We start from the raw sequence: 23751 nt of genomic DNA, 5'->3' as shown, positions 1-23751 counted from the left end.
GCAACCCGTCTAGAGATCGTGAGAAAATGCCACCATGCCTACTGAGACAACCACCAAGCGCGGACGGCCCGGTTACGACCAGCAGTCGGTGCTCCGCATCGCCGTCGACGTCTTCAACCGCCACGGGTACGATGCAACGTCCATGGGCATCCTGGCCGAGAACCTCGGGATCTCCAAGTCAGCCATCTACCACCACGTGCCGTCCAAGGGCGATCTGCTGAAGCTCGCCCTGGACCACGCGCTCGGCGGTTTGGAGGCCATCCTCGACGAACCTGCCGCCACCTCCGGTCCGGCCGATGCTCGCCTGGAGTTCGTGCTTCGGCAGACTATCGCAGTGCTGGTGGACAGGTTGCCGTTCGTCACATTGCTGCTGCGCCTGCGGGGAAATACCGAGATCGAACGCGACGCCCTGGAACGCCGGCGCGCCTTCGACCACAAGGTTGCCGCCCTCATCGCCGCGGCCCGGCAAGACGGCTCCCTGCGACAGGACATCGATCCCCGCACGGTCACCCGGCTGCTGTTCGGCACCATCAACTCGATCGTGGAGTGGTACAAGCCAGGCGGCTCCCTCTCCCCCGAGAAACTCGCCGACGACGTCATCACCATGGCCTTCGACGGCCTCCACACCGCCGCCTGACCCTCTCTCACATCCGGACGCGTTTCCGCGGTTCCTCGTTACCTTTTTCGTAGCCCGTTTCCTGGTGCAGGATGTGGGTGTGCTGGCCTGCTGCCCCGGCATGATTGCGTTCCTCTGTCGATCCGATGATCTTGAGAGTGTTGTCACCGGGGTTGGTAGGTGCCGGGAGACCGCTGATAGGGGCAGGACAGTTCGGGAACGTCGTGCGTAACGTGGGTGCCGGGTCCTGACACCGCTGCCGGGCCAGCATGGGAGCTGACTACGACTGGAGGGACCGGATGATCGCGAACCACGATGGTGTCGAAGTGTTTATTGGTCTGGATGTTGGCAAGGGCGTCCATCATGCCGTTGCCGTGGACCGGGCCGGAAAGAAATTGCTGGACCGGGCGCTGCCCAACGATGAAGCCAAAATCCGGGAAATCATCGCCGAACTCGAGGACGCCGGACGAGTGTTGTTGGTCGTTGACCAGCCAGCAACCATCGGCGCGTTGCCGGTAGCGGTGGCCCAGGCCGCCGGTGTTCTTGTCGGGTATCTGCCGGGGCTGGCGATGCGCCGGATCGCGGACCTGCACCCCGGAGAGGCGAAAACCGATGCCCGGGATGCGTTCATCATCGCCGAGGCCGCCAGGACCATGCCGCATACATTGCGCTCGGTTCAGTTGGCCGATGAGCAGCTCGCTGAGCTGAGCATGCTTTGTGGTTTCGATGATGACCTGGCCAAGCAGGCCACGGCGACCTCGAACCGGATCCGCGGGCTGCTCACCCAGATCCACCCTGCTCTGGAAAGGGTGTTGGGACCCTACATGGATCATCCTGCGGTGCTGGACCTGCTGCGGACCTGGCCTACCCCCGAAGAGCTCCGTCACGCAGGCCGGCGCCGGATCGGGAACCGGCTGACCAAACTCGCGCCGCGGATGGGCGAACGCCTTGCCGATGAAATCATCGAGGCCCTGGGCCGGCAAACAGTCACTGTTGTCGGCACGAATGCCGCGACCATCGTGCTGCCCCAGCTCGCGGCCATGCTCTCCGGGCTTCACGAAAACCGCGCCATGGTCCTCACCCAGGTCGAAGCACTCGTGGAGGCCCACCCTCTTCACCCGGTCCTGATGTCTCTGCCGGCCGTGGGCATCAGGACCGCCGCACGAATCCTCACCGAAGTCGCCGGGAAAGACTTCCCCACCGCCGGGCACCTGGCCTCTTACGCCGGGCTGGCCCCAGTCACCTGGCGATCCGGGTCCTCCATCCGCGGCGACCACTCCTCCAGAAAAGGCAACAAAGTCCTCAAACGAACTCTTTTCCTCTCCGCGTTCGCTGCGCTCCACGACCCGCCGTCCCGGGCCTACTACGAACGCAAACGCGCCGAAGGAAAACGCCACAACCAGGCAATCATTGCCCTGGCACGACGCCGCTGTGACACCCTCTACGCAATGCTCCGCGACGGCGCCCTCTACCAACCCCCAACACCCGCCACCACTTGACGAAAAACATAGGGGCACTCTCACATCCGGGCCGGTTTTCCCGGTTCTTCTCTCACCCTTTGTCGCCGGGCCGAGGCGGCGAGGCGGAAAAACACTGTGATCGATTTTGCCGCAACCAGCACAACGACAGTCGTCACCATCGCGACCACGCCAATCGTCATCGCCTCCCAGCCAGCCGGTTTGCCCAGATGCAACCAGGTGATGGCGAGAGCGGCAACGCTCGCCAAAGGAAACGTGAACGACCAGAATCCCAGGGAGAACGGCAAGGCCCGGTAGCGTCGCAACAGGGTTAGCTGGATCAATACCATCAACACCGTTATGGCCGTCAGCCCCTCGAACATGTAGTCGGGTCGACCCCCGGAGATGGCAAGCCACGCGGCCGCCGCCACCGCGGGTGGAGCGATCATGATCGCCAGCGTCGGGGTCAGCGATTCCGGCATCGTAGGTCGAAGTGCGAGTCGCAGGAAGAAAAACACAGAGATCACCAGCCAGAAGAAGAGCCCGACGGCGAAACTTCCGACCGCGAGCCAGTCGAGTCCCGTCTGTCTTGCGGTGAGCGCACCAACGAAACCAGCTGCGCTGGTGGGTAGGAAGTAGCCGCCATGTACAGATTCGAGTGGTAGCTCGCCGCGCATCCAGAAGTTCAAAATCCATGCCGCGAACGCGGCGGCAACGCCAATGGAAACACCGGTCACAATGGTTCCGGCTAGAGGAATAGTGCGATAAAGCCCTGCCCCAAGCAACATTGCTGCAATCGGAAGCAAGGCAGCGAGCGGGCCCTGCGCGAAGTGCTTGAGCTGATTGGAGAGGGATTGGTCCGTGCGCCTGCCGCGATGGACGTGCACCGCGATGGTCCAAAGCCAGGCAATGGCGGCGACCAGCCAGAATGCTTGCGCAAGTTCGATCGGGGCTTGGAAGGACGAGGTCGCCGCCGACCAAACTTGTGCGAGGCCCGCTAAACCAAGCGGTATAGCGAGCGTATTCAGGGGGACTCGGGTTCGACGGGAAGTCGCTAAGGCAACGGTGTTCTCCAAGGGCGGGCGTATGGACAAGGGGATCCCATTTCTCACTGCGTAGTGGGCCGAATATGTGCTCAACAGCGGTTTTTGACCTAGAAGTACAATACCATGAGCGTTACGCTGTTCCCATGGGTAGACCGATGCAATTTGAGGCTGGCGAGGCGGTTAACAGGGCGATGGACTTGTTCTGGCGCCAAGGGTATGCCGGCACAACGCCGCAGGAGTTAGCCAGCGAGTTGGGAATCGGCAAGGGCAGCCTGTACAACACGTTTGAGAGCAAACATGCCTTGTTTCTGCGTGCCCTTCGGCGCTACAGCGAGGCCCGAGTCGAGTACTTAACGGGCATGTTCGTAGCTCCCGGACCAATCCGGCCGCGTCTGGAACAGGCACTCATGGCCCTGGCGGGGGTGGGCGAGCATCAACGTGGCTGCGTCATGGTCAATGCCGCAGCGGAGCTCGGCGCAGCTGACGCCGAGGTGAATCAGGTTGCGAACCAGATGTTCTCTCAGATCGAAGCCGTGTTCCGGCAAGCAATTGTGCAAGGACAAGAGTCTGGAGAATTCCGCGCCGATCAGGTCCCCGACACTGTCGCCAGCCAACTCGTTGCTTCCGTCATCGGACTTAGCGTCTTGGTCAAAACAGGCGGCCCCGCTGAGAGGTTCAGCAACATTATCGACGGACTCATCGGCGGACTGTGAAGGCTAACAGCTGGCCCGGCTACGGTAGCTGTTCCGGACCAGAAAAGGGCTCGATTCCAGCCGCTACAGCGACTTCACGGTAGGCAGCGGCGAGATCAGCAAGACTCGCATGCCTGTTCAAGCCGCTCGGGTTCGGGAGTACCCAGACCGGGGTACTCCCCAGCGAATCCGGCTGTAGTCCCCAGACCGCCCGCGGCCGGGCAAAAGCAGTCCGATAGGCGCTGATTCCCAAAATCGCTACCATTGCTGGGGCGATGTGTTCTACCCGCGCAGATAGCTCTTTGGCTCCGGCAAGAAGTTGCTCGGTGGTGAGTTCATCCGCGCGCGCCGAAGCCTCCGCAACTATTGACGTGATTCCAACGCCCCGCTCCAGCAGATGGTCGAGGTCCTCCGAGCGGAACCCTGCCGAGGCATCGATCCGACGATCGACGATGCCAGCCTGAAATAGCGCTGGATAGAAGCGATTGCTGCCACCACCGAAGTGCGCCTGCACTGCAGCGGCACGCAGACCAGGATTGATGCCGACGAACAGGAGCCGTGTCTGATCCGAGACCAAGTCCGGCAGGGTTCGGCCCCGAAACGCGTCTAGCGCAGACCTGCTAAATCCCATTCGTCTACCCTAGGACATGCATTCGTAAGATCCTTCCGGAGCCCTCGAGCGTAAACTTTTCAGCGTAGGAGGTGGCCAAATGCATCTAGCCCTTAACACAGCCACAACTGTCCTGCCTGTCGATGACCTGAGCCGCGCACGAGAGTTCTACGCGGAAAAGCTCGGTCTTCCGCATCGTGGCAGGACATGGGACGGAAATGATCTATTTGGCAACGACGGCGGCCCCTTGCTGCAGTTGTTGCCGGTCACGGACGGTAAGCACTCCGGTCATACCGCCCTGAGTTTTGAGGTCGAGGACATCGAGCGGACTGTTGCGGAGATGGAAGCTCAAGGCGTCAAGTTCCAGGACTACGACGAGCCTGATCTCAAGACCGATAACCACATTTGCACCACGGATGCCGAGAAGTGCGCTTGGTTCATGGATACAGAGAACAACGTTCTGTGCATCCACGAGACGCTCGGCCAACAGGCCGAATACCAGCTGTAACCGGCCCCTTAAGACGAAGCGCGCCCCCTGCATGGGGACGCGCTTCGTCGTTATGTGAGAGAAGAACCGCCGGAAAACGTCCGGATGTGAGAGAAGAACCGCCGGAAACCGTCCGGATGTGAGAGAAGGTTACTTTTCCACGAGGGTCAGGACGTCGTACGTGGCTACGATTTCGTCGTTCTGGTTGGTGAGCACCGCGTCCCAGGCAACCTCGCCGTATTCGTCAGTCTCACGCGGTGTGATCTTCTTGGCGGTCAACGTGACCCGGATGGAGTCGCCGGCTGCCACGGGCGTGATGAAGCGCAGGTTCTCCAAGCCGTAGTTGGCCAGCACGGGACCCGGCGCGGGCTCCACGAACAACCCGGCAGCCCAGCTCAGGAGCAGGTAGCCATGCGCGACGATGCCCGGGAAGAACGGGTTGGCCTCGGCCGCTTCCTGATTGGTGTGTGCATAGAACGTATCGCCCGTGGAGTTGGCGAAGGCTGTGATGTCCTCAAGGGTCACCTGGCGCAGATCGGAACGAACGGCGTCGCCGATCCTCAGCGTCGAGAGGTGCTTCCGGAAAGGGTGCTCGCCTTCGGTTTCCACCGTGAAGTTGCGGTCAGCGCCCGTGTGCCATTGACCGGTGACGGCGGTGAGCATGTTCGGCGAGCCCTGGATGGCGGTGCGCTGCATGTGGTGCAGGACCGAGCGGATACCGCCCAACTCCTCGCCGCCACCTGCGCGGCCAGGACCACCGTGGACCAGGTGCGGTACGGGTGAGCCGTGTCCGGTGGAGGACCGTGCGTCCTCGCGGTTGAGCATATGGACGCGGCCGTGGTGCGCTGCGATTCCGAGCACCAGTTCCTGCGCCACGGAAGGATCATTGGTGCACACGGACGCCACCAATGAACCCGAGCCGCGGGCTGCGAGGCGGATGGCGTCGGCGAGATCCGAGTATCCGATCACCGAGGAGACGGGGCCGAAAGCTTCAAGGGAGTGGACTTCTTCGGCTTCCGCGTCGGCCCAGTTGAGGAGTACAGGAGACATGAACGCCCCGTCTTCCACCACACCCACCGCGCCGCCAACCGAGGTGACCGACGGCGAATCGAGGGACCCGTACGCAAGCTCACCACCGGCGTCGAGCATTGACTGAACGGCCGCGCGGACGTCTGCGAGCTGCTCCAGCGAAGCCAGGGCGCCCATGGTGACGCCCTCGGCACGAGGATCACCAACCACCACACGCTCATTGATGCGCGCACCGATGGCGGCAGAGACGTCGGAAATCAGCTCCTTCGGGACGATCACGCGGCGGATGGCCGTGCACTTCTGGCCCGCTTTGACGGTCATTTCGGTGACTACGGCCCGGACAAACGCGTCGAATTCCGGAGTGCCGGGAACGGCGTCGGGACCCAGGATCGCGGCGTTCAGGGAATCCGTCTCACACGTGAACCGGACACCGCCCTGAACCACATTGTGGTGGGCCTTGAGCGAATTCGCGGTAGAGGCCGAGCCAGTGAAGGAGACGAGGTCGCGGTAATCCAGCTCGTCCAGTATGGTCCGGGCGGAGCCGGAAATCAGCTGAAGGGATCCCGCGGGCAGGATGCCGGACTCGACGATCGCCTTGACGGCGGCAGCTGCAACGTAGCCCGTGGGGGTGGCCGGCTTGACGATGGTGGGAACACCGGCCAGGAAGGCGGGCGCGAACTTCTCCAGCATGCCCCAGACCGGGAAATTGAAGGCGTTGATCTGCACCGCAACACCGGGGATGCGGGTGTAGATGTGCTCACCGGCGAACGAACCATCCTTTGACAGCACCTCCATCGGCCCATCCACCACAACCTGCGAGTTGGGCAGTTCACGGCGCCCCTTGGACCCAAACGTGAAGAGAACGCCGATGCCGCCGTCGATGTCGATCATGTTGTCGATCTTGGTTGCGCCGGACTGCGACGAGGACTCGTACAGCTCTTCACGCCGGCCGTTGAGGTACATGGCAAGCTCTTTGAGCTTGAGCGCACGCTGGTGGAAGGTCAGCTTTCCAAGTTCCGCTTGGCCGGTGGTGCGGCCGTGATTTACGACGGCGGCAAAGTCCAGTCCGTCGGTGCTGACGTTGGCCAGGACTTCTCCTGTGCTGGCATCACGGACCGGGACGGTCTTGGCGTCAGGAGCCGGCGTCCACCAGGCATCCTGGACGTAGCTGGGGACGGTTGCAACGGCTGTGGTTTCCGGGGCGACTGCGGTAGTGGTCATCGTCGACGGGTCCTTCCAAGGCACGTGAAATCGGCTCGGTCATTGGGTCTGCGGGAGCGCAAACATTACTGACCGGCCGTTCGGTAATATATACAGGGTACATGAATGCCCGGAGGAGTACAGCAGCAATTTTGTCCTTCTCTCACATACCGCCCGATTCCAGCCGATCCTCTCTCACATACCGCCTGATTCGGGCCATCCTTCTCTCACATCACCGCAGCTTGGCGCGGATCGCCGCCACTTCCGCGTCCGTGACACCATTCCGCACCAAGAATGACTCGACGTCCAGCGAACCCAAGAATGTCCGCACGCCCGTAAGCTTCTGCTCCAACCAAGCCTCAAACTCCTCGTCCGAAAGGTAGGGATCGTGCGCGTGGGGTGCGCCGTGGGTGCGGTGCCGCTCATTGATCCCCCGTGCCGCAAGTTCGTACCCGCGCAGGATTTCGTCATCACCAAGACCGGCCAAACGTTGCAACATGAGGGCGATCACCCCGCTGCGGTCCCTGCCCGCCGAGCAGTGAATCACCACCTTGCCAGGCGCGACCGCTATGGCTTTGAAGACGGCCGCAATCTTTCCCGCGAACAGCCTGACATACTCGCCGTACTGCGCCGGGTCCTTCAGGTACGGGCCGAAGAGCTCGCCGAAATCGCTATGGTCGGGGTCCTCCGTGGGGCAATGTACGACGTCGATCCGAGCCTTCACGTCGTCCGGCACCTCGGGATCGGTGTCGCGTTGCCGCCGCTCGCCCGAGGCGCGCAAATCGATGACGGTGCGGATGCCGTCGTCGTACATCTGGTGCCAACCGGCTTCGGTGACCCACTCGTGGCGACCCATCCTGTACACGTCCCCCGCGATCCGCCAGGCGTTCACGGCGCCATCCCAGTGGACACCCAACTGCGGTGCTATCCCGTCCATAGGAGCCAGCTAAGCACATTCGCCTGCAGTGATGTGAGAGAAGATGAGAGAGCAACGGAAGGGGGTATTGCGCGCGGCGAGTGACTCATGTCATACTCATTCTCGATGCGCATCGACGATACGTATCGACGCACGAAACACAGGCACCAACCCACAAGTAAACCGTTCAGCAGAGAGCGCAAGGAGGCCAGGACATGCCCACCAGCAAGGACGTTGCCCAGGCCGCCGGCGTTGCACAGAGCACGGTTTCCTACGTTCTTAGTGGCAAGCGACCCATCTCCGAGAAAACGCGGAAAAAGGTGGAGGACGCCATCCAGCAGTTGACCTACCAGCCAAATGCCGGAGCCCGCGCGCTTGCCAGCCGCAGGACCCGCGTGATCGGCCTCGTCATCCCTTTCATCCCCGAGTTGCACATGGCATCGATCATGGAGTTCGTCTCCGTGATCGCCAACACCGCCCGCCTCTATGACCACGACATCCTGCTGGTCACCGAGGATGAGGGCGCACCGGGGCTGCAGCGTGTGGTCGGCCAGCAGATCTGCGACGGCCTGATCCTGATGCAGGTGGAAGGCGACGACGAACGCCTCCCGGTGGTCCGCAGCCTCCACGTTCCCGTGGTGCTGATCGGCATCCCGCATGATCCTTCGGGTTTGGTTTGCATTGATGCCGACTTTGAAATGGCCGGCGAACAGTGCGTCCAGGACCTGGCAGCTGCTGGCCACACCGTAATCTCCGTCCTGGACTGGCAACCGGAGGTGGTTGACCGCCACGTGAACTACGTGGAACGCTTCATGTCCGGCACCAACAAGGCCGCGGAGACCCTAGGTGTCAAAGTGCTGCATCTGCCCGGGGGAACGGACCGCGAGGCAATCGCGGAATCCGTGGACAAAGCCTTGGCGGAGACCACTGGGGTACCTGCGTTTATCGCTCCGGACGGCACCGTTCAGGATGTTCTTCGACGAGTACTTAACAGCCGCGGCCTGACTCCTGGTACGGATGTCTCCGTCATCGGCAGCGCCTCCCCTACCCTGGCTGAGCTTCAGCCCATCCCGCTTTCCACCATTGACCTCCGCCCGGCCGAAGTATCCCGCCGTGCGGTGAAGATTATTTGCGATCTCCTCGAAACCGAAAACCAGGGACCAACCGAATCCCTGGAATTGGTACCCACGGTCATTACGCACCGTGCCAGCACGCTCCGTCCACCCCACGGCAGCTAAACCCTCTCAAAGCACCCTGCACTCCAGTTTCCGAATTCATCGATACGCATCGTCGATACGCATCGATAACTCACCTCCCAGAAAAAGGAACAGACAATGAAGTCAGCACAAAGGACACTCCGTCGTCCTCTTGCCCTCGCCGTCGCTGCATTGGTCGGCCTTCCCTTGGCCCTCTCAGCCTGCGGGACCTCCCCCGCAGCTTCGTCGTCGGAGGCCATCACTGAGATCTCGGTGATGGACTATTACAACAACGAGCCGGACAAGTCCTTCATCGGCGACGCCCTGACCAAGTGCGGCACCCAGGCAGGTGTCACCATCAAGCGGGAGACCGTACCGGGCAAGTCCCTGATCTCCAAGGTGCTGCAGCAGTCCTCGTCCAAGACGCTTCCGGACGTGCTCATGCTGGACAATCCGGATCTGCAGCAGATTGCCGCCACGGGCGCATTGGCTCCCTTGTCAGACTTCAAGATCAGCACAGACAACTTCGCCGAGGGTGTCCTGAGCGCAGGTACCTACAAGGACAAGGTCTACGGCCTGGCTCCCACCGTGAACACGATTGCCCTGTTCTACAACAAGGACATCCTGGACAAGGCTGGAGTAACCCCGCCCACCACCTGGGATGAGCTGAAGGCAGCCTCCGCCAAACTCACCGCCGGCGACCAGTACGGGCTCGCGTTCAACGCCAACCCCACGTATGAAGGCACCTGGCAGTTCCTCCCGGTCATGTGGTCAAACGGAGGCGACGAGAAGAAGATCGATACCAAGGAAACCGAACAGGCACTGCAGCTCTGGACCGACCTGGTCAAGAGCGGCTCCGTCTCTTCCTCCGCCCTGAACTGGACCCAGGCCGATGTAAAGGACCAGTTCATGGCCGGCAAAGCAGCCATGATGGTCAACGGCCCTTGGCAGATCCCGGCCCTGGATAAGCAACCCACTCTTCAGTACGGCGTGGTAAAGATCCCCGTCCGCGAAGCCGGCCAAACGTCCGTTGCCCCGCTGGGCGGCGAAGTATGGACGGTCCCCCAGACCGGCAACAAGGCACGACAGGCCAAGGCCGCGGAAGTGGTTGCCTGCCTGAACAGCGACGAGAACCAGATGGCCATGGCCAAGGTCCGCAACACCATTCCTTCCAAGACCACGTTGGCGGAAAAGTTCGCCACCGAAAACCCCAAGCTCGCTACGTTCACTGAGCTGATCAAGACTGCCCGTGCCCGCACCGGCGAGCTCGGTACAGAATGGCCGGCACAGGCAACCAAGATCTACACCGCTATCCAGACAGCCCTGACCGGTAACGCCTCCCCGGCCGCTGCCCTCAAGCAAGCGCAAGGCCAGTAAGCAGCGAGCCATGTCATTGACAACAGATTTGTCGCAAACAGCGGCTCCTTCCAGCGGAAAAGCCAACGCAACGGCCGCCGGAAAGGCCGCCCGCAAGCACGGCCGCCCGGCAGGCTCACCTACAGAAGCGCAGACACCACGACGGCGCACCCGCCAACGCCGCGAGCGCATCTTCCAGTGGCTCTTCCTGGTCCCTGCCGTGGTCTACATGGCGCTGTTCTTCGGCTACCCCGTGGTCAAGAACGTCGTCATGAGTTTCCAGGACTACACCACGGCCACGTTCTTCACCGGAGAAGCCCCATGGGTAGGGCTGGCCAACTACGTAACTGTATTGTCGTCGTCGTTGTTTTCCACCTCGCTGCTGAACACCGCACTGTTCACGGTGGGTTCCATCCTGGGTCAGTTCGTGATCGGGCTGGCTTTGGCGATCTTCTTCCAACGCAAGTTCCCGCTCAACGGAATCCTGCGGTCGCTGCTACTGCTGCCTTGGCTTCTGCCGCTGATCGTTTCGAGTGCCGTGTGGCGTTGGATCCTGGACAAGGACAGCGGAGCGCTCAACCGTTTCCTGGGCGATCTGGGCATCATCAACACAGGTGTTCCCTGGTTGACCAGCACCTCCTTGGCGCTGATCGCTGTGGTGGGGGTGAACATCTGGATTGGCATCCCGTTCAATCTGACCATCCTCTACGGCGGCCTGCAGGAGATCCCGGACGAGCTTTACGAGGCCGGGTCCCTGGATGGCGCCACGGGTTGGAAGGCGTTCCGGCATATCACGTGGCCGATGCTCCGTCCGGTGGTGAGCGTGGTGCTGGTGCTCGGCGTCGTCTACACCCTCAAGGTGCTGGACATCATCCTGGGCCTGACCAATGGTGGCCCGGCGAACTCGACCCAGACCATCGCCACCCAGTCCTACGATCTCTCTTTCCACGAATTCAAATTCGGTGAAGGTGCGGCCCTGGGCAACGTGTTGGTGATCATTTCCCTGGTGTTCGCGGTCCTGTACCTGCGGGCAAGCCGACGCGCTGTGGATGAGTGAGGAAACCATGACGACCGTACTGAAAGCACCCACACTCCGGCTCGGCAGAGCAAAAGCACCGGCGAGCAACCGCAAGAACTGGGGCTACACGGCGCTGGCTATCTTCTTCCTGGCCATCATGCTGTTCCCGGTTTACTGGATGATCAACGCCTCCCTGCAGCCAAACGGCACTACCTTGGAAACCTCGTGGCTGCCCTTGAAACCCGACTTCACCGGCTATGCCACAGCCATCAGTGAGCAAGCCGGAAACCTCGGCACGAGCCTGATCATCTCCTTGGGCAGCGTGGCATTGAGCCTGGCAATTGCAGCTCCGGCGGCCTACGCGCTGGCCTATTTCAAGGTTCGCGGCGCAGGCGTCGTCCTCTTCGCCATCCTCATCAGCCAGATGATCCCGGGCATCGTGGTGGCCAACGCACTGTACACGGCGTACAACGACCTCGGGCTGCTCAACTCCATTCCGGGCCTGATCCTCGCGGACTCGGCACACGGAATTCCGTTCGCCATCCTCATCATCCGGGCTTTCATGAACGGCATGCCAGCGTCCGTGATCGAGGCAGCGCGGGTGGACGGGGCGGGACACGTCCGGGCGTTCTGGTCGATCGTGATTCCCCTCAGCCGGAACTCGCTGATCACTGCAGGACTCTTTACGTTCCTGTTCGCCTGGAGCGACTTCCTGTTCGCCCTGACCCTGACCACCACAGAAGCGGTCCGCCCCGTCACCCTGGGCATCTTCCAGTACATCGGCGCCTACGTGAACGACTGGAGTTCAGTGATGGCGACGGCGGTACTCGCCTCCATCCCGGCCATCGTCCTGTTGGTCGCGGCCCAAAAATACATCGCCGCGGGCACCACCGGCGGCGCGGTCAAGTAGACCCCCACTCATCAGAAGGAAAGAATCATGCCTGAAACAAGCAAGCCCATCCGCGTCACCGTCTGGAGCGAAAACCGGCACGAGAAGCGGGACGAACTCGTGGCACGCCTGTACCCGGAAGGAATGCACGGCGCCGTCAAGGCGGGCATCGAGGAGAACCTGGGTTCCGCCGTCGAGGTCCGGACCGCGACCCTGGACGAACCCGAGCATGGCCTCACTGAGGAAGTCCTCGAGAACACCGACGTCCTCACCTGGTGGGGACACATGTCCCACGGCGACGTTGAGGACGAAATCGTGGAGCGCGTCCACCGCCACGTACTCGCTGGCATGGGCCTGATTGTGCTGCACTCCGGGCATTGGTCCAAGATCTTCACCAAGCTCATGGGCACCACCTGCACCCTGCGCTGGCGCTCCGAACACGACCGCGAACTGGTATGGACCGTGGACCCGACCCACCCCATCGCCAAGGGAGTGCCGCACCCCATCGTGATCCCTGAGCAGGAGATGTACGGCGAATTCTTCGATATCCCCACGCCAGAGGAACTCGTGTTCATCAGCTCGTTCAGCGGCGGCGAAGTCTTCCGTTCGGGCTGCACGTTCCGGCGCGGACACGGCAAGATCTTCTTCTTCAGCCCGGGCGACCAGGACTACCCCGTCTATCACCACAAGGACATCCGCCGCGTCATCGCCAACGCCGTGGAATGGGCCGTCACCGACCGTCCCGAGCGCGCCGTCCCAGAACTGCTCCGCTACGAAACCAACGACTTCTTCAACGGCAAGAGCTACCAAGGAGCAAACGCGTGAGCACGCCTTTCGCCACTATCCCCGACGACGGCACTCCCCTTCGCGTCGTAGTGGTAGGTGCCGGGGGCATGGGCCGGGCCTGGCTTCGCACCGTTGAGTCGTCACCATTGGTGGAGCTTGCAGGCATCGTGGATCTGGACCTTGCCACGGCCGCGGAGGCTGCAGCTTCGCTGGGCCGTCCGGACCTTCCGGTAGGTGCCGGCACAGCGGCGCTGGCGTCCGACGTCGGAGCCCAATCGGTCATTAACGTCACCGTTCCTGCCGCGCATCATCCGGTCACTACCGAGGCACTTGCTGCGGGCCTCCCGGTCCTTGGCGAGAAGCCCGTGGCCTCCACGGTGGCGCAAGGGCTTTCTTTGGCAGCGGCCGCTGAGCTTCACGGCCAGCTGTTCATGGTCAGTCAGTCCCGGCGCTACAACCGGCAGCTCTTTGAAGCCAAGCGGCTGTCCGGGTCCCTTGGTGCTGTTGGCATTGTCTCTGCTGAGTTCTTCAAAGCGCCGCACTTTGGCGGATTCCGCGATGCCATGGACCATCCCCTGCTGCTGGACATGGCGATCCATCAATTCGACATGGCCCGGTTCCTGCTCGACGCCGATCCCGTCTCAGTTTTCTGCGAAGAGTACAACCCCTCGTGGAGTTGGTACCGCGGTGATGCCGGGGCTACGGCCGTGTTCGACATGACCGGCGGCGAGCGCTTCGTGTTCAACGGAAGCTGGTGCAGCCCGGGCCAGGAAACCTCATGGAACGCCTCGTGGCGGATCAGCGGCGAGCACGGCACGGTCTTGTGGGACGGGGACAATGAACCTGTGTCCTCTGTTCCTGTTTCCGGCGATGCAGCCAGTTCTGAGGATCCTGGCCAGGAAATCGCTGGCTCCCTGCGGGACTTTGTATCTGCAGTCCGCACGGGAAGCACCCCGATGGGCCAGGTGCACCAAAACATCATGAGCCTGGCCATGGTGGAGGCGGCCATTCTCAGTGCGGCCAACGGCACCCGGGTTTCCGTGGACGCGCTGCTTGAGGACTCATACCAACAGGCACTCCTTGCCGAGCGGGATCCCGCCGTTTTGGAGGTCTTGAAGTCCTGGACCTCGGTTCGCAGTGCGCTTGCGGGGGAAGGCGTTCGGCTGTGACCCGGAAGCTGCGGGTAGGCATGGTGGGCTACTCCTTCATGGGTGCCGTCCACTCGCATGCCTGGCGAACGGCGCCACGCTTCTTCGATCTCCCACTTGCGCCGGAGCTGACAGCGCTGGCTGGCAGAAATGCTGCCGCTGCTCAGGCGGCTGCGGACAAGCTCGGCTGGGATTCCGTGGAGACGGATTGGCGTCGCCTGATCGAGCGCGACGACATTGACCTGATCGATATCTGTTCCCCGGGCAACACGCACGCCGAGATAGCGATTGCAGCCTTGGAAGCCGGCAAACACGTGCTGTGCGAGAAGCCCTTGGCCAATAATGTGGCTGAGGTCGAGAAGATGACCGCTGTGGCATCCTCGGCTGCTGAGCGGGGCGTTTACTCGATGTGCGGTTTCACGTATCGGCGAACACCCGCCCTGGCCCTTGCTAAGCGGATGGTGGACGACGGCCGGTTGGGCGAGCTGCGGCACGTCAGGGCCCAGTACCTCCAGGACTGGTTGTCCGACGCGGACGCTCCGCTAACGTGGCGTCTGGACAAGTCCAAGTCCGGCTCTGGTTCGCTGGGTGATATCGGTGCCCACAGTATCGACGCCGCCCAGTGGGTCACCGGGTCCAACATCACGGGGGTTTCGGCCCTCATGGAGACGTTCGTGAAGGAGCGGCCCATCGGCGGTGATTTCGTTGGGCTCGGTGGGCATGGTGGTGCAGATGGTCCGCGCGGTCCAGTAACTGTGGACGACGCGGCGATCTTCACGGCCCGTTTCGGCGGAAAGACATCCAACAGCGGAAAGACATCCGACGCCGGCCCGATCGGCGTGTTCGAGGCGACACGGTTTGCCCTGGGACGGAAGAACGCCATGCGGCTGGAACTCAATGGCACGCTCGGCTCGTTGGCTTTCGACTTCGAGGACATGAACTCGCTGTCCTTCTACGATGCCTCCGACGAGGACGCAGGTTTCCGGCGGATCATCGTGACGGAACCATCGCACCCCTACGTCGGGAACTGGTGGCCCACCGGACATGGCCTGGGCTACGAGCACGGATTCACGCATCAGGTGGTGGACCTCGTGAACGCCATCGGCGCTGGGGAGCAGCCCTCGCCGTCGTTCTCTGATGCATTGCAGGTACAGAAGGTGCTGACGGCAGTGGAGGCCAGCGCCGAGGCAGAGAGCCGCTGGCAGAAGGTGTGAGCTTGCGTCCGGCCTGCTTGAACGTTGCGAACCCGCTGTTTCGTTGTTGGGCAACAACGAAACAGCGGGTTCGTAACGTCCTAGTGGTCTAACGCTTGGCGAGCTGCGCGGGTTTGGTGGCGGATAGCAGGGCTGCGGCGTACGCCAGATGCCCCGCGGCGTTCGGATGGAAGTTAGCGTCGGGCAGCCGATCAAACGGGGGCACGGGCGCCAGGACCATCACAAGCCACGGATCTGCAGAATTCGCGGCGTGCCCGACGAACTTCTTAGTGACATCGATGAATTTGGCGTTGGTTTGGCTGTCAGCGACCGCCTTGGCAATGGTCGTGTTGAGGGCATCAATGGCCAGATTGACTTGGGCTTGGTTCGCCGGTGGAATCACTGGGAGGCCATTGGCGGGATCAAAAAGCCGCGGATAGCCCAAGACAGCGATGGTCGCCCCCGGAGCCGAGGCTCGGATGGTTTGATAGATGATCTCAAGTCCGGATTCGACCACGGGAAGATTGGCGATGATTCCGTTAACGGTGCCCTCACAAAGCTGTGTATCCGGCGTAGAGCAAGCCTGCAACGCGAGCAAACTGCCAGCATCGACCGCACCAGCCGTAATGCTCACCAACTCGGCATTGTGGAGTGCAGATTGCCCTGCAGTGCTGGTGATCTGTTCAAACACCGACGGCGTCACTCCGTCATAGAAGGGTCCGGCCGGGAACAACACGGCTCCGTGACACGCCAAGTTGTCCAGTAGGGTGACCCGCCCTGTCGCGGCGACATCGTCGACGTAACCTGGATGACTCTGCCAACAAGCTACCGGTGGACGGTACAAGCCCCCCGCACCAGTCCCCGCAGTGTACGAATCGCCGAGCGCCACATACGTGACAGGCGGCGGGGGTGCGGCGGTTGCCGGACTGGCCGTGAATCCTAGAGTGAGTGCCAGTGCGGCGAGTCCGCCTGCAAAAGCCAAGTGCCGGCGTCGCGCTCGATGAGTTGCCATGATGCTTCCCCTTCATGCTGCTCTTTGGGGCTCCGGTGGTCCGCGAAAAAGGATCACTTCGCGGCTCGCCCACCCGTCGGCCGCGTACGGGGCAATGTGTTGGCCAGATTACGCCCGGCAGGCAACGCGGTACAGACCCGTGGCAACCCTATTTTTGCGCTTTCACTTTCCGGCGGTAATTGATGTTAGCCACCAGCGGGATTGTGCCGGCAATGAGCAGTGTCACGCCGACCAACGGCAACAGCGCGACAGCCTTCTTGGATGACCCTTCCAAAGGAATTTCCAGCGTTTCGGGGATGTCATCAGGGTGGTAGGTGACATCGATGGAGTCGCCGATCCCGTACGCGCAGGGCTCGGCGCTGGTGCCCGGAGGAGTGCGGTAGGTGGCACCATCGATCACGACGTCGGCTATAGGCTCGCAGAGGCCTTTTGTACTGATCTTTTGGTCAACCACGATTCCGTGCCCTGCCACTGTGCCCTCGCGCGGCGGTGCGTTATGAAAGAGGAGCAGCCAGAGAATTCCAAGCGCGATCGCAATAATCGCCCCGCGAAGACTGAACCGTGGCTTGCGGGGTATTTCCTGGTTTGCCGGTAAGAGCGTCATCGTGCCGGACAGCTATGCGCCGTACTTGGCCAGCCTGAACTCCAGGCCGGTCCGCACCGCCGGCCATTCGTGCTCGAGGATGGAAAACACCACGGTGTCGCGGAGGGTGCCGTCCTTGCTGCGGGAGTGGTTCCGCAACACACCGTCCTGCTTCGCGCCGAGGCGGGCGATCGCGTCGCGGGACTGGTGGTTGAGCCAGTGCGTCCGGAACTCGACGGCAGGGCAGCCAAGGGTTTCAAAGGCATGCTGAAGAAGCAGCAGCTTGGAGTCGGGGTTGGTGCCTGTGCCGTGCGCGGACGCTGCGTTCCAGGTAGAGCCGATCTCGACGCGCGGTGTGGCGGCGTCGATGTTCATGTACGTCGTCATTCCGATGACCTTGCCCGTGCTGTTGAGCCTGGTTGCGAAGGGCAGCATGGAACCTTGTGTTTGCAGGCCCAGCCTCCGCTCGATCTCGGCAGCCATACCGTCCGGCGTGGGTACGGACGTGTACCAGAGCTTCCAGAGTTCGCCGTCCTTGGCCGCCTCCACAAGGTCGTCGTGGTGTTCCTGGCTCAACGGTTCCAGGGTCACGAATTTGCCGGTCAGGGTGGTGGGTTCAATCGAGGTCACCCGGTTAGCCTAACCGGTACGGGGCGATCAGTCGTTCCAGTCGAAGAAGCCCTTGCCCGTTTTGCGGCCAAGCTCCCCGCGGGCAACTTTGTCCCTCAGGATCTGCGGCGGAGCGAAGCGGTCACCCAGCGTGGAGTGCAGGTACTCCGCGATGCCCAGACGAACATCAAGACCCACGATGTCCGTGGTCTTGAGCGGCCCGGTGGGGTGCTTGTACCCAAGGACCATCGCGGCGTCGATGTCCTCCGCTGATGCCACACCCTCCTCAACCATGCGCATGGCTTCCAAGGCAATAGCCACGCCCAGCCTTGAGGACGCAAAGCCCGGCGCGTCATTAACGACGACGGCGGTCTTGCCGAGTGCCTCGGTCCAGTTCTTCGCCGCTTGGGCAAGTTCGGGCGAGGTCTCTTTGGCCAGCACCACCTCGATGAGAGTGGAGGCGGGCACCGGGTTAAGAAGTGCAGCCCAATGAAGTTGGCTGGCCTGCGGAGTTCATTCGCCAAGCCCGTCACGGACAACGACGACGTGTTCGAGGCAAGGAATGCATCTGCGGAAAGGTGGTCCTCCACCGCTTTCAACGCGGCAACCTTGAGATCGTAATCCTCGGGCACAGCTTCTACTACCAGGCCACAGTGGATGAAGGATTCGTAATCCGTCGACGTGCTGAATCTGGCCATGGCTTCTTCAGGGGTTTCGCCCAAGGTGCCACGGGCAGCGGACTTGGCCACAGCATCTGATACCCGGCCCTGCGCTCCGGCGGCTGCCTCATGATCCCTCTCCACCACGATCACGGTGGCCCCCTTGGTCAGGAACGCATGTGCGATTCCCGCACCCATCCGGCCACCGCCAAGGACTCCAACAACGTGGGGAATCGCGGGAACGCTTGTCATTTTTGGGTCCTGTCGTCGTTGGCAGAAGTGGAAGAGGTGGCGGCCTTTGCCGATTTCTTGTCCAGGAAAGCCTGCATCCTGTCGAATTTGGCCTGGGATTCGAAGAGAATCCCCTGGGCAAGAGTGTCGATCAACGGGTGTGCCTCCGCAGGAGCGTGGAAAACGGACTTGGTAATGCGGACCGCAAGGGGGTCCTGGCGGCCGATACTGTCAGCAAGATTGTGCGCGGCTTCCATGAGCTCAGGGGCCTCGTGAATCTCGGTGATCAGACTGATTCGCAGCGCTTCCTCGGCCCGCAACACGGCGCCGGCGAGGAGGATTTCCTTGGCTTTCGGTTCACCCACAAGTTCCTTGAGCCGCCAACTGGCGCCAGCTGCAGCAAGGATTCCCAGTCCTGTTTCGGGGTTGCCAATCCGGACACTGGGGGTCCCGATCCGGAAGTCTGCCGCATAGGCAAGCTCCGCACCGCCACCCAGGCAATAGCCGTCCAAAGCTGCGATGACGGGCATGGGCAGCTTGGCGATGCGCATGAAGATGGTTGAGTTGATCCCCCGCAGTGCGTCATCCCGCCGGCGTTCCCGGAGCTGTCCAATGTCCGCGCCCGAGGCGAAGACGCCGTCCGTGCCCGCGATGATCAGGACCTTGGGGTTGCGCTCCAGTTCGGCACAGACGAGGTGAAGCTCGTCCACCATGGTTTGGTCGATCGCATTGCGTACTTCGGGACGGTTGAGAAGAACAGTGAGCCTGTCGTCACGTTCCTCGAGGAGGAGGGTGCTGAAGTCTTCCTGGTTCAGTGCCATTTACACGCCTTCCAGCAGCATTGCCGTGCCCTGGCCCACGCCGATGCACATCGTGGCAAGGCCAAGCTTCCGTCCATTGTTGCTGGCAAGCTCCCGCTCCATGCGGCCCAGAAGGGTAATGGCCAGACGTGAGCCGCTGGAACCCAGCGGGTGCCCCAAACTGATGGCACCGCCGTCGTTATTGACGATTCCCGGGTCCAGCCCCAGGCGCCGCATGCTGGCAAGGGATTGGGTGGCAAAAGCTTCGTTGAGTTCCACTGCACCGAGCTGGTCCACGGTAAGGCCAGTGCGGGCAAGAACCTTCTGAGTTGCCGGGACAGGACCGATGCCCATGATTTCCGGCTCACAGCCCGCCGAAGCGCCATCGATGATGCGCGCGCGAGGCGTCAGGCCGAACTTCTTGATGGCTGCCTCGGAGGCGACGATGATCGCAGAGGCGCCGTCATTGAGGCTGGAGGAGTTGCCCGCGGTGACGACGGAGCCACCGGGGACTACTGGCCGAAGCCCTGCCAGGACATCCATGGTGGTGCCTTCGCGAGGACCTTCATCAGTGTCCACCACGGTCTCGGACTTGCGGGTCTTCACTGTGACCGGAACGATCTCGTCCTTGAACCGGCCGCCTGCAATGGCTGCCAACGCGAGCTCGTGCGAGCGGACAGCGAAAGCGTCCGCATCCGCGCGGGAGATGTTGTCCACGCGGCCCACTTCCTCGGCCGTTTCAGGCATGGAGTAGGTCATCTTGCCGTCACGGGAGAGCTCTCCCTTGGTGAAGAGCGGGTTGACGAAGCGCCAACCGATGGACGTATCGAAGATCTGGCCCGGCTTGGCGAAGGCACTGGTGGGCTTCTCCTGGACCCAAGGTGCCCGGCTCATGGATTCGACGCCACCGGCCACCACGATGTCCGCGGCGCCCGACTTGATCATCTGGCTCGCCATGATGATGGCGCTCAGGCCCGAGGCACAAAGCCTGTTAACCGTGATGCCCGGGATGTGGAGGGGAAGTCCCGCGAGGATGGTCGCCATGCGGGCTACGTTGCGGTTCTCCTCACCAGCGCCGTTGGCATTGCCGAGGATTACCTCATCAATGGAGTCAGGATCGACGCCGGCACGCGCCACGGCCTCACGGACCACCAGCGCGGCGAGGTCGTCAGGACGGACGGAGGACAATGCCCCGCCGTAACGACCAACCGGCGTCCGTGCGCCGCCAACAAGAAAAGCCTCGACCATGAGAACATCCTTCGCGAAGTGAAAGGGACCGGTTCGGGAATAATATACCGACCGTTCGTTCTATAAAGATTACACGGTCTGCCATTCGGGTCAACAGATGAAGCCATCTCCCCAGGCGGCCAGGGCAGTGCCTTAGACCACCCGGATGCCCAAATGACCGGCCAACAACGGGGCCATGAGACTCAGCTGGTAATCGTCAATAACGACTCCGGCAAGCCCGGCCAATCCGTTGATACCCCGGAACTCCGAACTCCGCAGGTCCACGTCCTTGAGCTTGGCGCCGGTGACGTCCAGGGTTCCAATAGTGCAGTTCTTCAACGACACCCGGGTGCCGGTGCAGCCGCCTAGATCGAGCTCGTTGATGATGCAGTCGGAAATCTGGACATCCATCAGCTTGGAACCGCGCAGGTTCACGTAGTCCAGCTTGCCGCCGTCGATCCGGACCGACCGCCACGTGCCCTCGTACAGCTCGGCTGATCCCCACCGCGGATTGCTGATCTCCACGTCCTGCCAGGAAGTCCGGGCCGCAGTGAAGACTGGCGCATAAGGCTCCGCAAGGATGCACTCGCGGAACGTGGCACCACGCAACTGGGCCTCGTTGAAGGAGACGCCCGTGAACTCACACTCAATGAAGTCAGCACCGCTCAGCTCCTCCCCATCCGCGGACACGCGGGTAAACCTGATGCCGTCATACCGTTCGCCACGCTGGAAGTCCGGGGCGTCGTCGTCGCGCAGTTCTTCCAACCGAACCGGTGAGATCTTGGGGGCCGCCACCTTTGCCGCCGCCATCAGAGGGATTCCGCCTTTGCAGCGATCTCGGCAAGGTCCTTGCTGAGGGCCTTTCGCGTGATGCTCATGCCTATCTTCCCGAACAAGGCCATGGCGACCTTGCTCACGAGCGTGGGTTTGAGGACCTCGGCGCCGAATGTCAGCGTAAGGTCAGTTCCGCCGTCGCGCCCTGCCAGGTTGAAGCGGGTGGTGTAGTCGGCGCCGCCCTGAAGTGCTTTGACCGTGGTACTGCGGGGCGGGTCCACCTCGTCCACCCACATCTCCACGGTTTCCTGCCTGCCCATCATGGTCCGTGTTTCCTTCCAGCGGGCACCTTCCCCATAAGGACCCTCACTGAGCATCTGGATTGCATTGATGCCCGAAAGGGTGCCGGCCGAGCCCGGAATGTCCGAGAGGACCGCCCAAACTTTCTCCGGGCTGGCGTTGATGTGCTGCGTCAGGGTTGTGGTGTGATCCATACATCGAGCCTAGTCCGGGGCACTGACACTCCCAACTGACGGGCGCTGTGGGGCCTGCTCTGCGGCCCACATGCGCCAAAAACACGACCAACGGGCCCCACAACACGAACGGCGGGCGCCCCGCAAAGGAGGCACCCGCCGTCGAGCGTTACGAGTGAAGCGTTAGCTGAACAGCTCGCTCTTCGGCTCGTTGTTCTTGACCTTCTGCCAGCCAAGCCACAGGACCAGGGCGAAGAACGGGATGGTCGCCAGGGTCCAGAGACCCAGGAGGAAGACCTCGCCGGTTGCCTTATCGGTCATGGTGTCGAAGCCGATCAGGACGGTGATGGCCAGCAACGCAATCAGGCCCAACCAGCTGGTCCACGGCGAACCGGGCATCGGCAGGGTGGAGACGTTGCCGCGTTTCTTCCGCAGGGCAATCTGGCTCGCGAAGATGGAACCCCAGGTGAAGATCACACCGATGGAGGCCGTGTTCAGCGCGAGATCGAAGGCGTGGGAGCCACCCAGCCAGATGTTGAGCAGGATGCCCACCAGGTAGACGCCGCCGATCGCCAGGATGGCCGCGTACGGCACGTGGCGGGAGGACATTTTGGTGAGCCACTGCGGGGCGTGGCCGTTGTTGGCCATAGTCCGGAAGATCCGGCCGATCGAGTACAGGCCCGAGTTGCAGGAGGACAGCGCGGCGGTGATGACGATCATGTTCATGACGTCGCCCATCCAGCCGAGACCCATCTGGCCGAACACAGTCACGAACGGCGAGGTACCCGCTTTGTACTGGTCGGACGGCAACAGCATCGCCAAGAGCATCACGGAACCGACGTAGAAGACAATAATGCGGATCACGACGGCGCGGATCGCCTTGGGAACTTCGCGTTCCGGGTTCTGCATCTCACCAGCGGTAATACCTACGAGTTCGATCGCGTTGTAGGCGAAGATCACCGCGTTGAGGACCAGGATCATGACCAGGCCGCCCTTGGGGAACATGCCACCGTCTTCGTGGAACAGGTTGCCCACCGAGGCGTGGCCGGTGCCCACCTGGGCGTTGGTGACAACCATGAAGGTGCCAACGGCCAGGAAAATCAGGATGGCGGCGACCTTGAGGCAGGAGGCCCAGAATTCGAACTCGCCGAACGCCTTGACGCTGAACAGGTTCACGGCCACCAGCAGCACCAGCGCCGCAATGGCGGACAGTTCAACGGGAACGTTGGGGAAGAAGAACTGGAAGTACAGGCCGATTGCGATGAGCTCGGCAATGCCTGTCATGGCCCAGTTGATGAAGTACATCCAACCTGAAAGGAAGGCGCCCTTCTTGCCGAACATTTCACCGGCGTAGCTCACGAACGAGCCCGACGTCTGGCGGTACATGATGAGTTCACCGAGCGCGCGCATCAGCAGGTAAGCGATGACGCCGGCGATTGCATAGGAGAAAATCAGGGCCGGGCCGGTGGAGGCCAAGCGGCCACCGGCGCCCATGAACAGGCCGACGCCGATCGCGCCACCCATGGCAATCATGGTGACGTGGCGCCGGCTCAGGGTCTTCTGGTATCCCTCAGCGCTGAGGGTTGAATCGACGGCGGTGGGTGTGGCCGTCGGGTTCTGGAGATCTGTGGGGGTACTTTGCGGCACAGCTGTTCCTTGTGGGTTGGGGTATTGCTGTAGGTGTTTACGCCCATGCCGGAACATGGGCACCTTTGCCACACAAAATTCGAGCTTTCCTTGCTGA

22 protein-coding genes and 2 pseudogenes are annotated in these 23751 nt (G+C 62.1%); 11 read left to right on the top strand and 13 right to left on the bottom strand.

Going from position 1 to position 23751, the window contains the following annotated elements; translation table 11 throughout:
- Positions 1–34: 34 nt before the first annotated feature.
- A complete protein-coding gene (locus ACTAQJ_RS21605) occupies positions 35–637 on the top strand; it encodes a TetR/AcrR family transcriptional regulator (protein ID WP_498699269.1) in 603 nt (200 codons plus the stop codon).
- 216 nt (positions 638–853) lie between these two features.
- Positions 854–2115: pseudogene (locus tag ACTAQJ_RS21600) on the top strand (IS110 family RNA-guided transposase).
- Between the two features lie 20 nt (positions 2116–2135).
- Here ACTAQJ_RS21600 and ACTAQJ_RS21595 read toward each other — a convergent pair.
- The gene (locus ACTAQJ_RS21595) at positions 2136–3149 is read right to left on the bottom strand and encodes an SLAC1 family transporter (protein WP_498699268.1); all 1014 of its coding nucleotides are present in this window, start codon (positions 3147–3149) and stop codon (positions 2136–2138) included.
- A gap of 113 nt (positions 3150–3262) precedes the next feature.
- On the opposite strand from ACTAQJ_RS21595, the gene ACTAQJ_RS21590 reads away from it, so the two are divergent.
- The gene (locus ACTAQJ_RS21590; protein ID WP_498699266.1) at positions 3263–3832 is read left to right on the top strand and encodes a TetR/AcrR family transcriptional regulator; all 570 of its coding nucleotides are present in this window, start codon (positions 3263–3265) and stop codon (positions 3830–3832) included.
- Positions 3833–3851: 19 nt separating this feature from the next.
- Here the strand turns inward: ACTAQJ_RS21590 and ACTAQJ_RS21585 are convergent, their stop codons facing one another.
- Positions 3852–4388, bottom strand: coding sequence for a mismatch-specific DNA-glycosylase (locus ACTAQJ_RS21585; protein WP_431116341.1), 537 nt, complete (start codon positions 4386–4388; stop codon positions 3852–3854).
- A gap of 133 nt (positions 4389–4521) precedes the next feature.
- Here ACTAQJ_RS21585 and ACTAQJ_RS21580 point away from each other — a divergent pair, with 133 nt between their 5' ends.
- A complete protein-coding gene (locus ACTAQJ_RS21580; RefSeq protein WP_431116342.1) occupies positions 4522–4929 on the top strand; it encodes a VOC family protein in 408 nt (135 codons plus the stop codon).
- Positions 4930–5058: 129 nt separating this feature from the next.
- On the opposite strand, the gene paaZ is transcribed toward ACTAQJ_RS21580, so the two are convergent.
- Both paaZ and ACTAQJ_RS21570 read right to left on the bottom strand, forming a co-directional pair.
- A complete protein-coding gene (gene paaZ / locus ACTAQJ_RS21575) occupies positions 5059–7158 on the bottom strand; it encodes a phenylacetic acid degradation bifunctional protein PaaZ (protein WP_498699264.1) in 2100 nt (699 codons plus the stop codon).
- A 211-nt stretch (positions 7159–7369) separates the two neighbouring features.
- Positions 7370–8074 (bottom strand): tyrosine-protein phosphatase, encoded by a 705-nt coding sequence (locus tag ACTAQJ_RS21570; protein ID WP_498699262.1) that lies wholly within the window; start codon positions 8072–8074, stop codon positions 7370–7372.
- Positions 8075–8268: 194 nt separating this feature from the next.
- On the opposite strand from ACTAQJ_RS21570, the gene ACTAQJ_RS21565 reads away from it, so the two are divergent.
- From ACTAQJ_RS21565 to ACTAQJ_RS21535, 7 genes are all read left to right on the top strand, one after another.
- A complete protein-coding gene (locus tag ACTAQJ_RS21565) occupies positions 8269–9291 on the top strand; it encodes a LacI family DNA-binding transcriptional regulator (RefSeq protein WP_498699260.1) in 1023 nt (340 codons plus the stop codon).
- A 96-nt stretch (positions 9292–9387) separates the two neighbouring features.
- On the top strand, positions 9388–10626 hold the full coding sequence (locus ACTAQJ_RS21560) for a sugar ABC transporter substrate-binding protein (RefSeq protein ID WP_498699259.1): 1239 nt from the start codon (positions 9388–9390) through the stop codon (positions 10624–10626).
- A gap of 10 nt (positions 10627–10636) precedes the next feature.
- Positions 10637–11662: a carbohydrate ABC transporter permease gene (locus ACTAQJ_RS21555; RefSeq protein WP_498699257.1), complete on the top strand. Its 1026-nt coding sequence runs from the start codon at positions 10637–10639 to the stop codon at positions 11660–11662.
- Between the two features lie 7 nt (positions 11663–11669).
- Positions 11670–12533: a carbohydrate ABC transporter permease gene (locus tag ACTAQJ_RS21550; protein ID WP_498699255.1), complete on the top strand. Its 864-nt coding sequence runs from the start codon at positions 11670–11672 to the stop codon at positions 12531–12533.
- Between the two features lie 27 nt (positions 12534–12560).
- Positions 12561–13337: a ThuA domain-containing protein gene (locus ACTAQJ_RS21545; RefSeq protein ID WP_498699254.1), complete on the top strand. Its 777-nt coding sequence runs from the start codon at positions 12561–12563 to the stop codon at positions 13335–13337.
- On the top strand, positions 13334–14467 hold the full coding sequence (locus ACTAQJ_RS21540) for a Gfo/Idh/MocA family protein (RefSeq protein ID WP_498699251.1): 1134 nt from the start codon (positions 13334–13336) through the stop codon (positions 14465–14467). The genes ACTAQJ_RS21545 and ACTAQJ_RS21540 overlap by 4 nt, the downstream gene beginning before the upstream one ends.
- Before the next feature lie 20 nt (positions 14468–14487).
- A complete protein-coding gene (locus ACTAQJ_RS21535; protein ID WP_498702239.1) occupies positions 14488–15660 on the top strand; it encodes a Gfo/Idh/MocA family protein in 1173 nt (390 codons plus the stop codon).
- Between the two features lie 88 nt (positions 15661–15748).
- Here the strand turns inward: ACTAQJ_RS21535 and ACTAQJ_RS21530 are convergent, their stop codons facing one another.
- From ACTAQJ_RS21530 to ACTAQJ_RS21490, 9 genes and pseudogenes are all read right to left on the bottom strand, one after another.
- A complete protein-coding gene (locus tag ACTAQJ_RS21530; RefSeq protein WP_498699248.1) occupies positions 15749–16651 on the bottom strand; it encodes an SGNH/GDSL hydrolase family protein in 903 nt (300 codons plus the stop codon).
- Between the two features lie 148 nt (positions 16652–16799).
- Positions 16800–17255 carry a DUF3592 domain-containing protein gene (locus ACTAQJ_RS21525; RefSeq protein WP_498699246.1) on the bottom strand — a complete coding sequence of 152 codons (456 nt, stop codon included), beginning with the start codon at positions 17253–17255 and terminating at the stop codon, positions 16800–16802.
- A 12-nt stretch (positions 17256–17267) separates the two neighbouring features.
- The gene (locus ACTAQJ_RS21520) at positions 17268–17864 is read right to left on the bottom strand and encodes a GNAT family N-acetyltransferase (RefSeq protein WP_498699244.1); all 597 of its coding nucleotides are present in this window, start codon (positions 17862–17864) and stop codon (positions 17268–17270) included.
- Between the two features lie 27 nt (positions 17865–17891).
- Positions 17892–18754 (bottom strand): annotated as a pseudogene (locus ACTAQJ_RS21515) (3-hydroxyacyl-CoA dehydrogenase family protein).
- Complete coding sequence (locus tag ACTAQJ_RS21510; protein WP_498699243.1) at positions 18751–19554, bottom strand: enoyl-CoA hydratase/isomerase family protein; 804 nt, start codon at positions 19552–19554, stop codon at positions 18751–18753. The pseudogene ACTAQJ_RS21515 and the gene ACTAQJ_RS21510 overlap by 4 nt, the downstream one beginning before the upstream one ends.
- Positions 19555–20781, bottom strand: coding sequence for a thiolase family protein (locus ACTAQJ_RS21505; protein WP_498699241.1), 1227 nt, complete (start codon positions 20779–20781; stop codon positions 19555–19557).
- A 132-nt stretch (positions 20782–20913) separates the two neighbouring features.
- Entirely contained in the window at positions 20914–21570 is a 657-nt protein-coding gene (locus tag ACTAQJ_RS21500; RefSeq protein WP_477516812.1) for a pentapeptide repeat-containing protein, read from the bottom strand.
- On the bottom strand, positions 21570–22028 hold the full coding sequence (locus ACTAQJ_RS21495; protein WP_498699239.1) for an SRPBCC family protein: 459 nt from the start codon (positions 22026–22028) through the stop codon (positions 21570–21572). Before ACTAQJ_RS21495 ends, ACTAQJ_RS21500 begins: the two co-directional genes overlap by 1 nt.
- A 162-nt stretch (positions 22029–22190) precedes the next feature.
- On the bottom strand, positions 22191–23654 hold the full coding sequence (locus ACTAQJ_RS21490; RefSeq protein WP_442019066.1) for an amino acid permease: 1464 nt from the start codon (positions 23652–23654) through the stop codon (positions 22191–22193).
- Between the last annotated feature and the right edge of the window lie 97 nt (positions 23655–23751).

The sequence above is a fragment of the Arthrobacter sp. alpha11c genome (assembly GCF_054149985.1).
The sequence above is the reverse complement of the archived record's forward strand: the minus strand, read 5'-3'. Positions and strand labels throughout refer to the sequence as shown.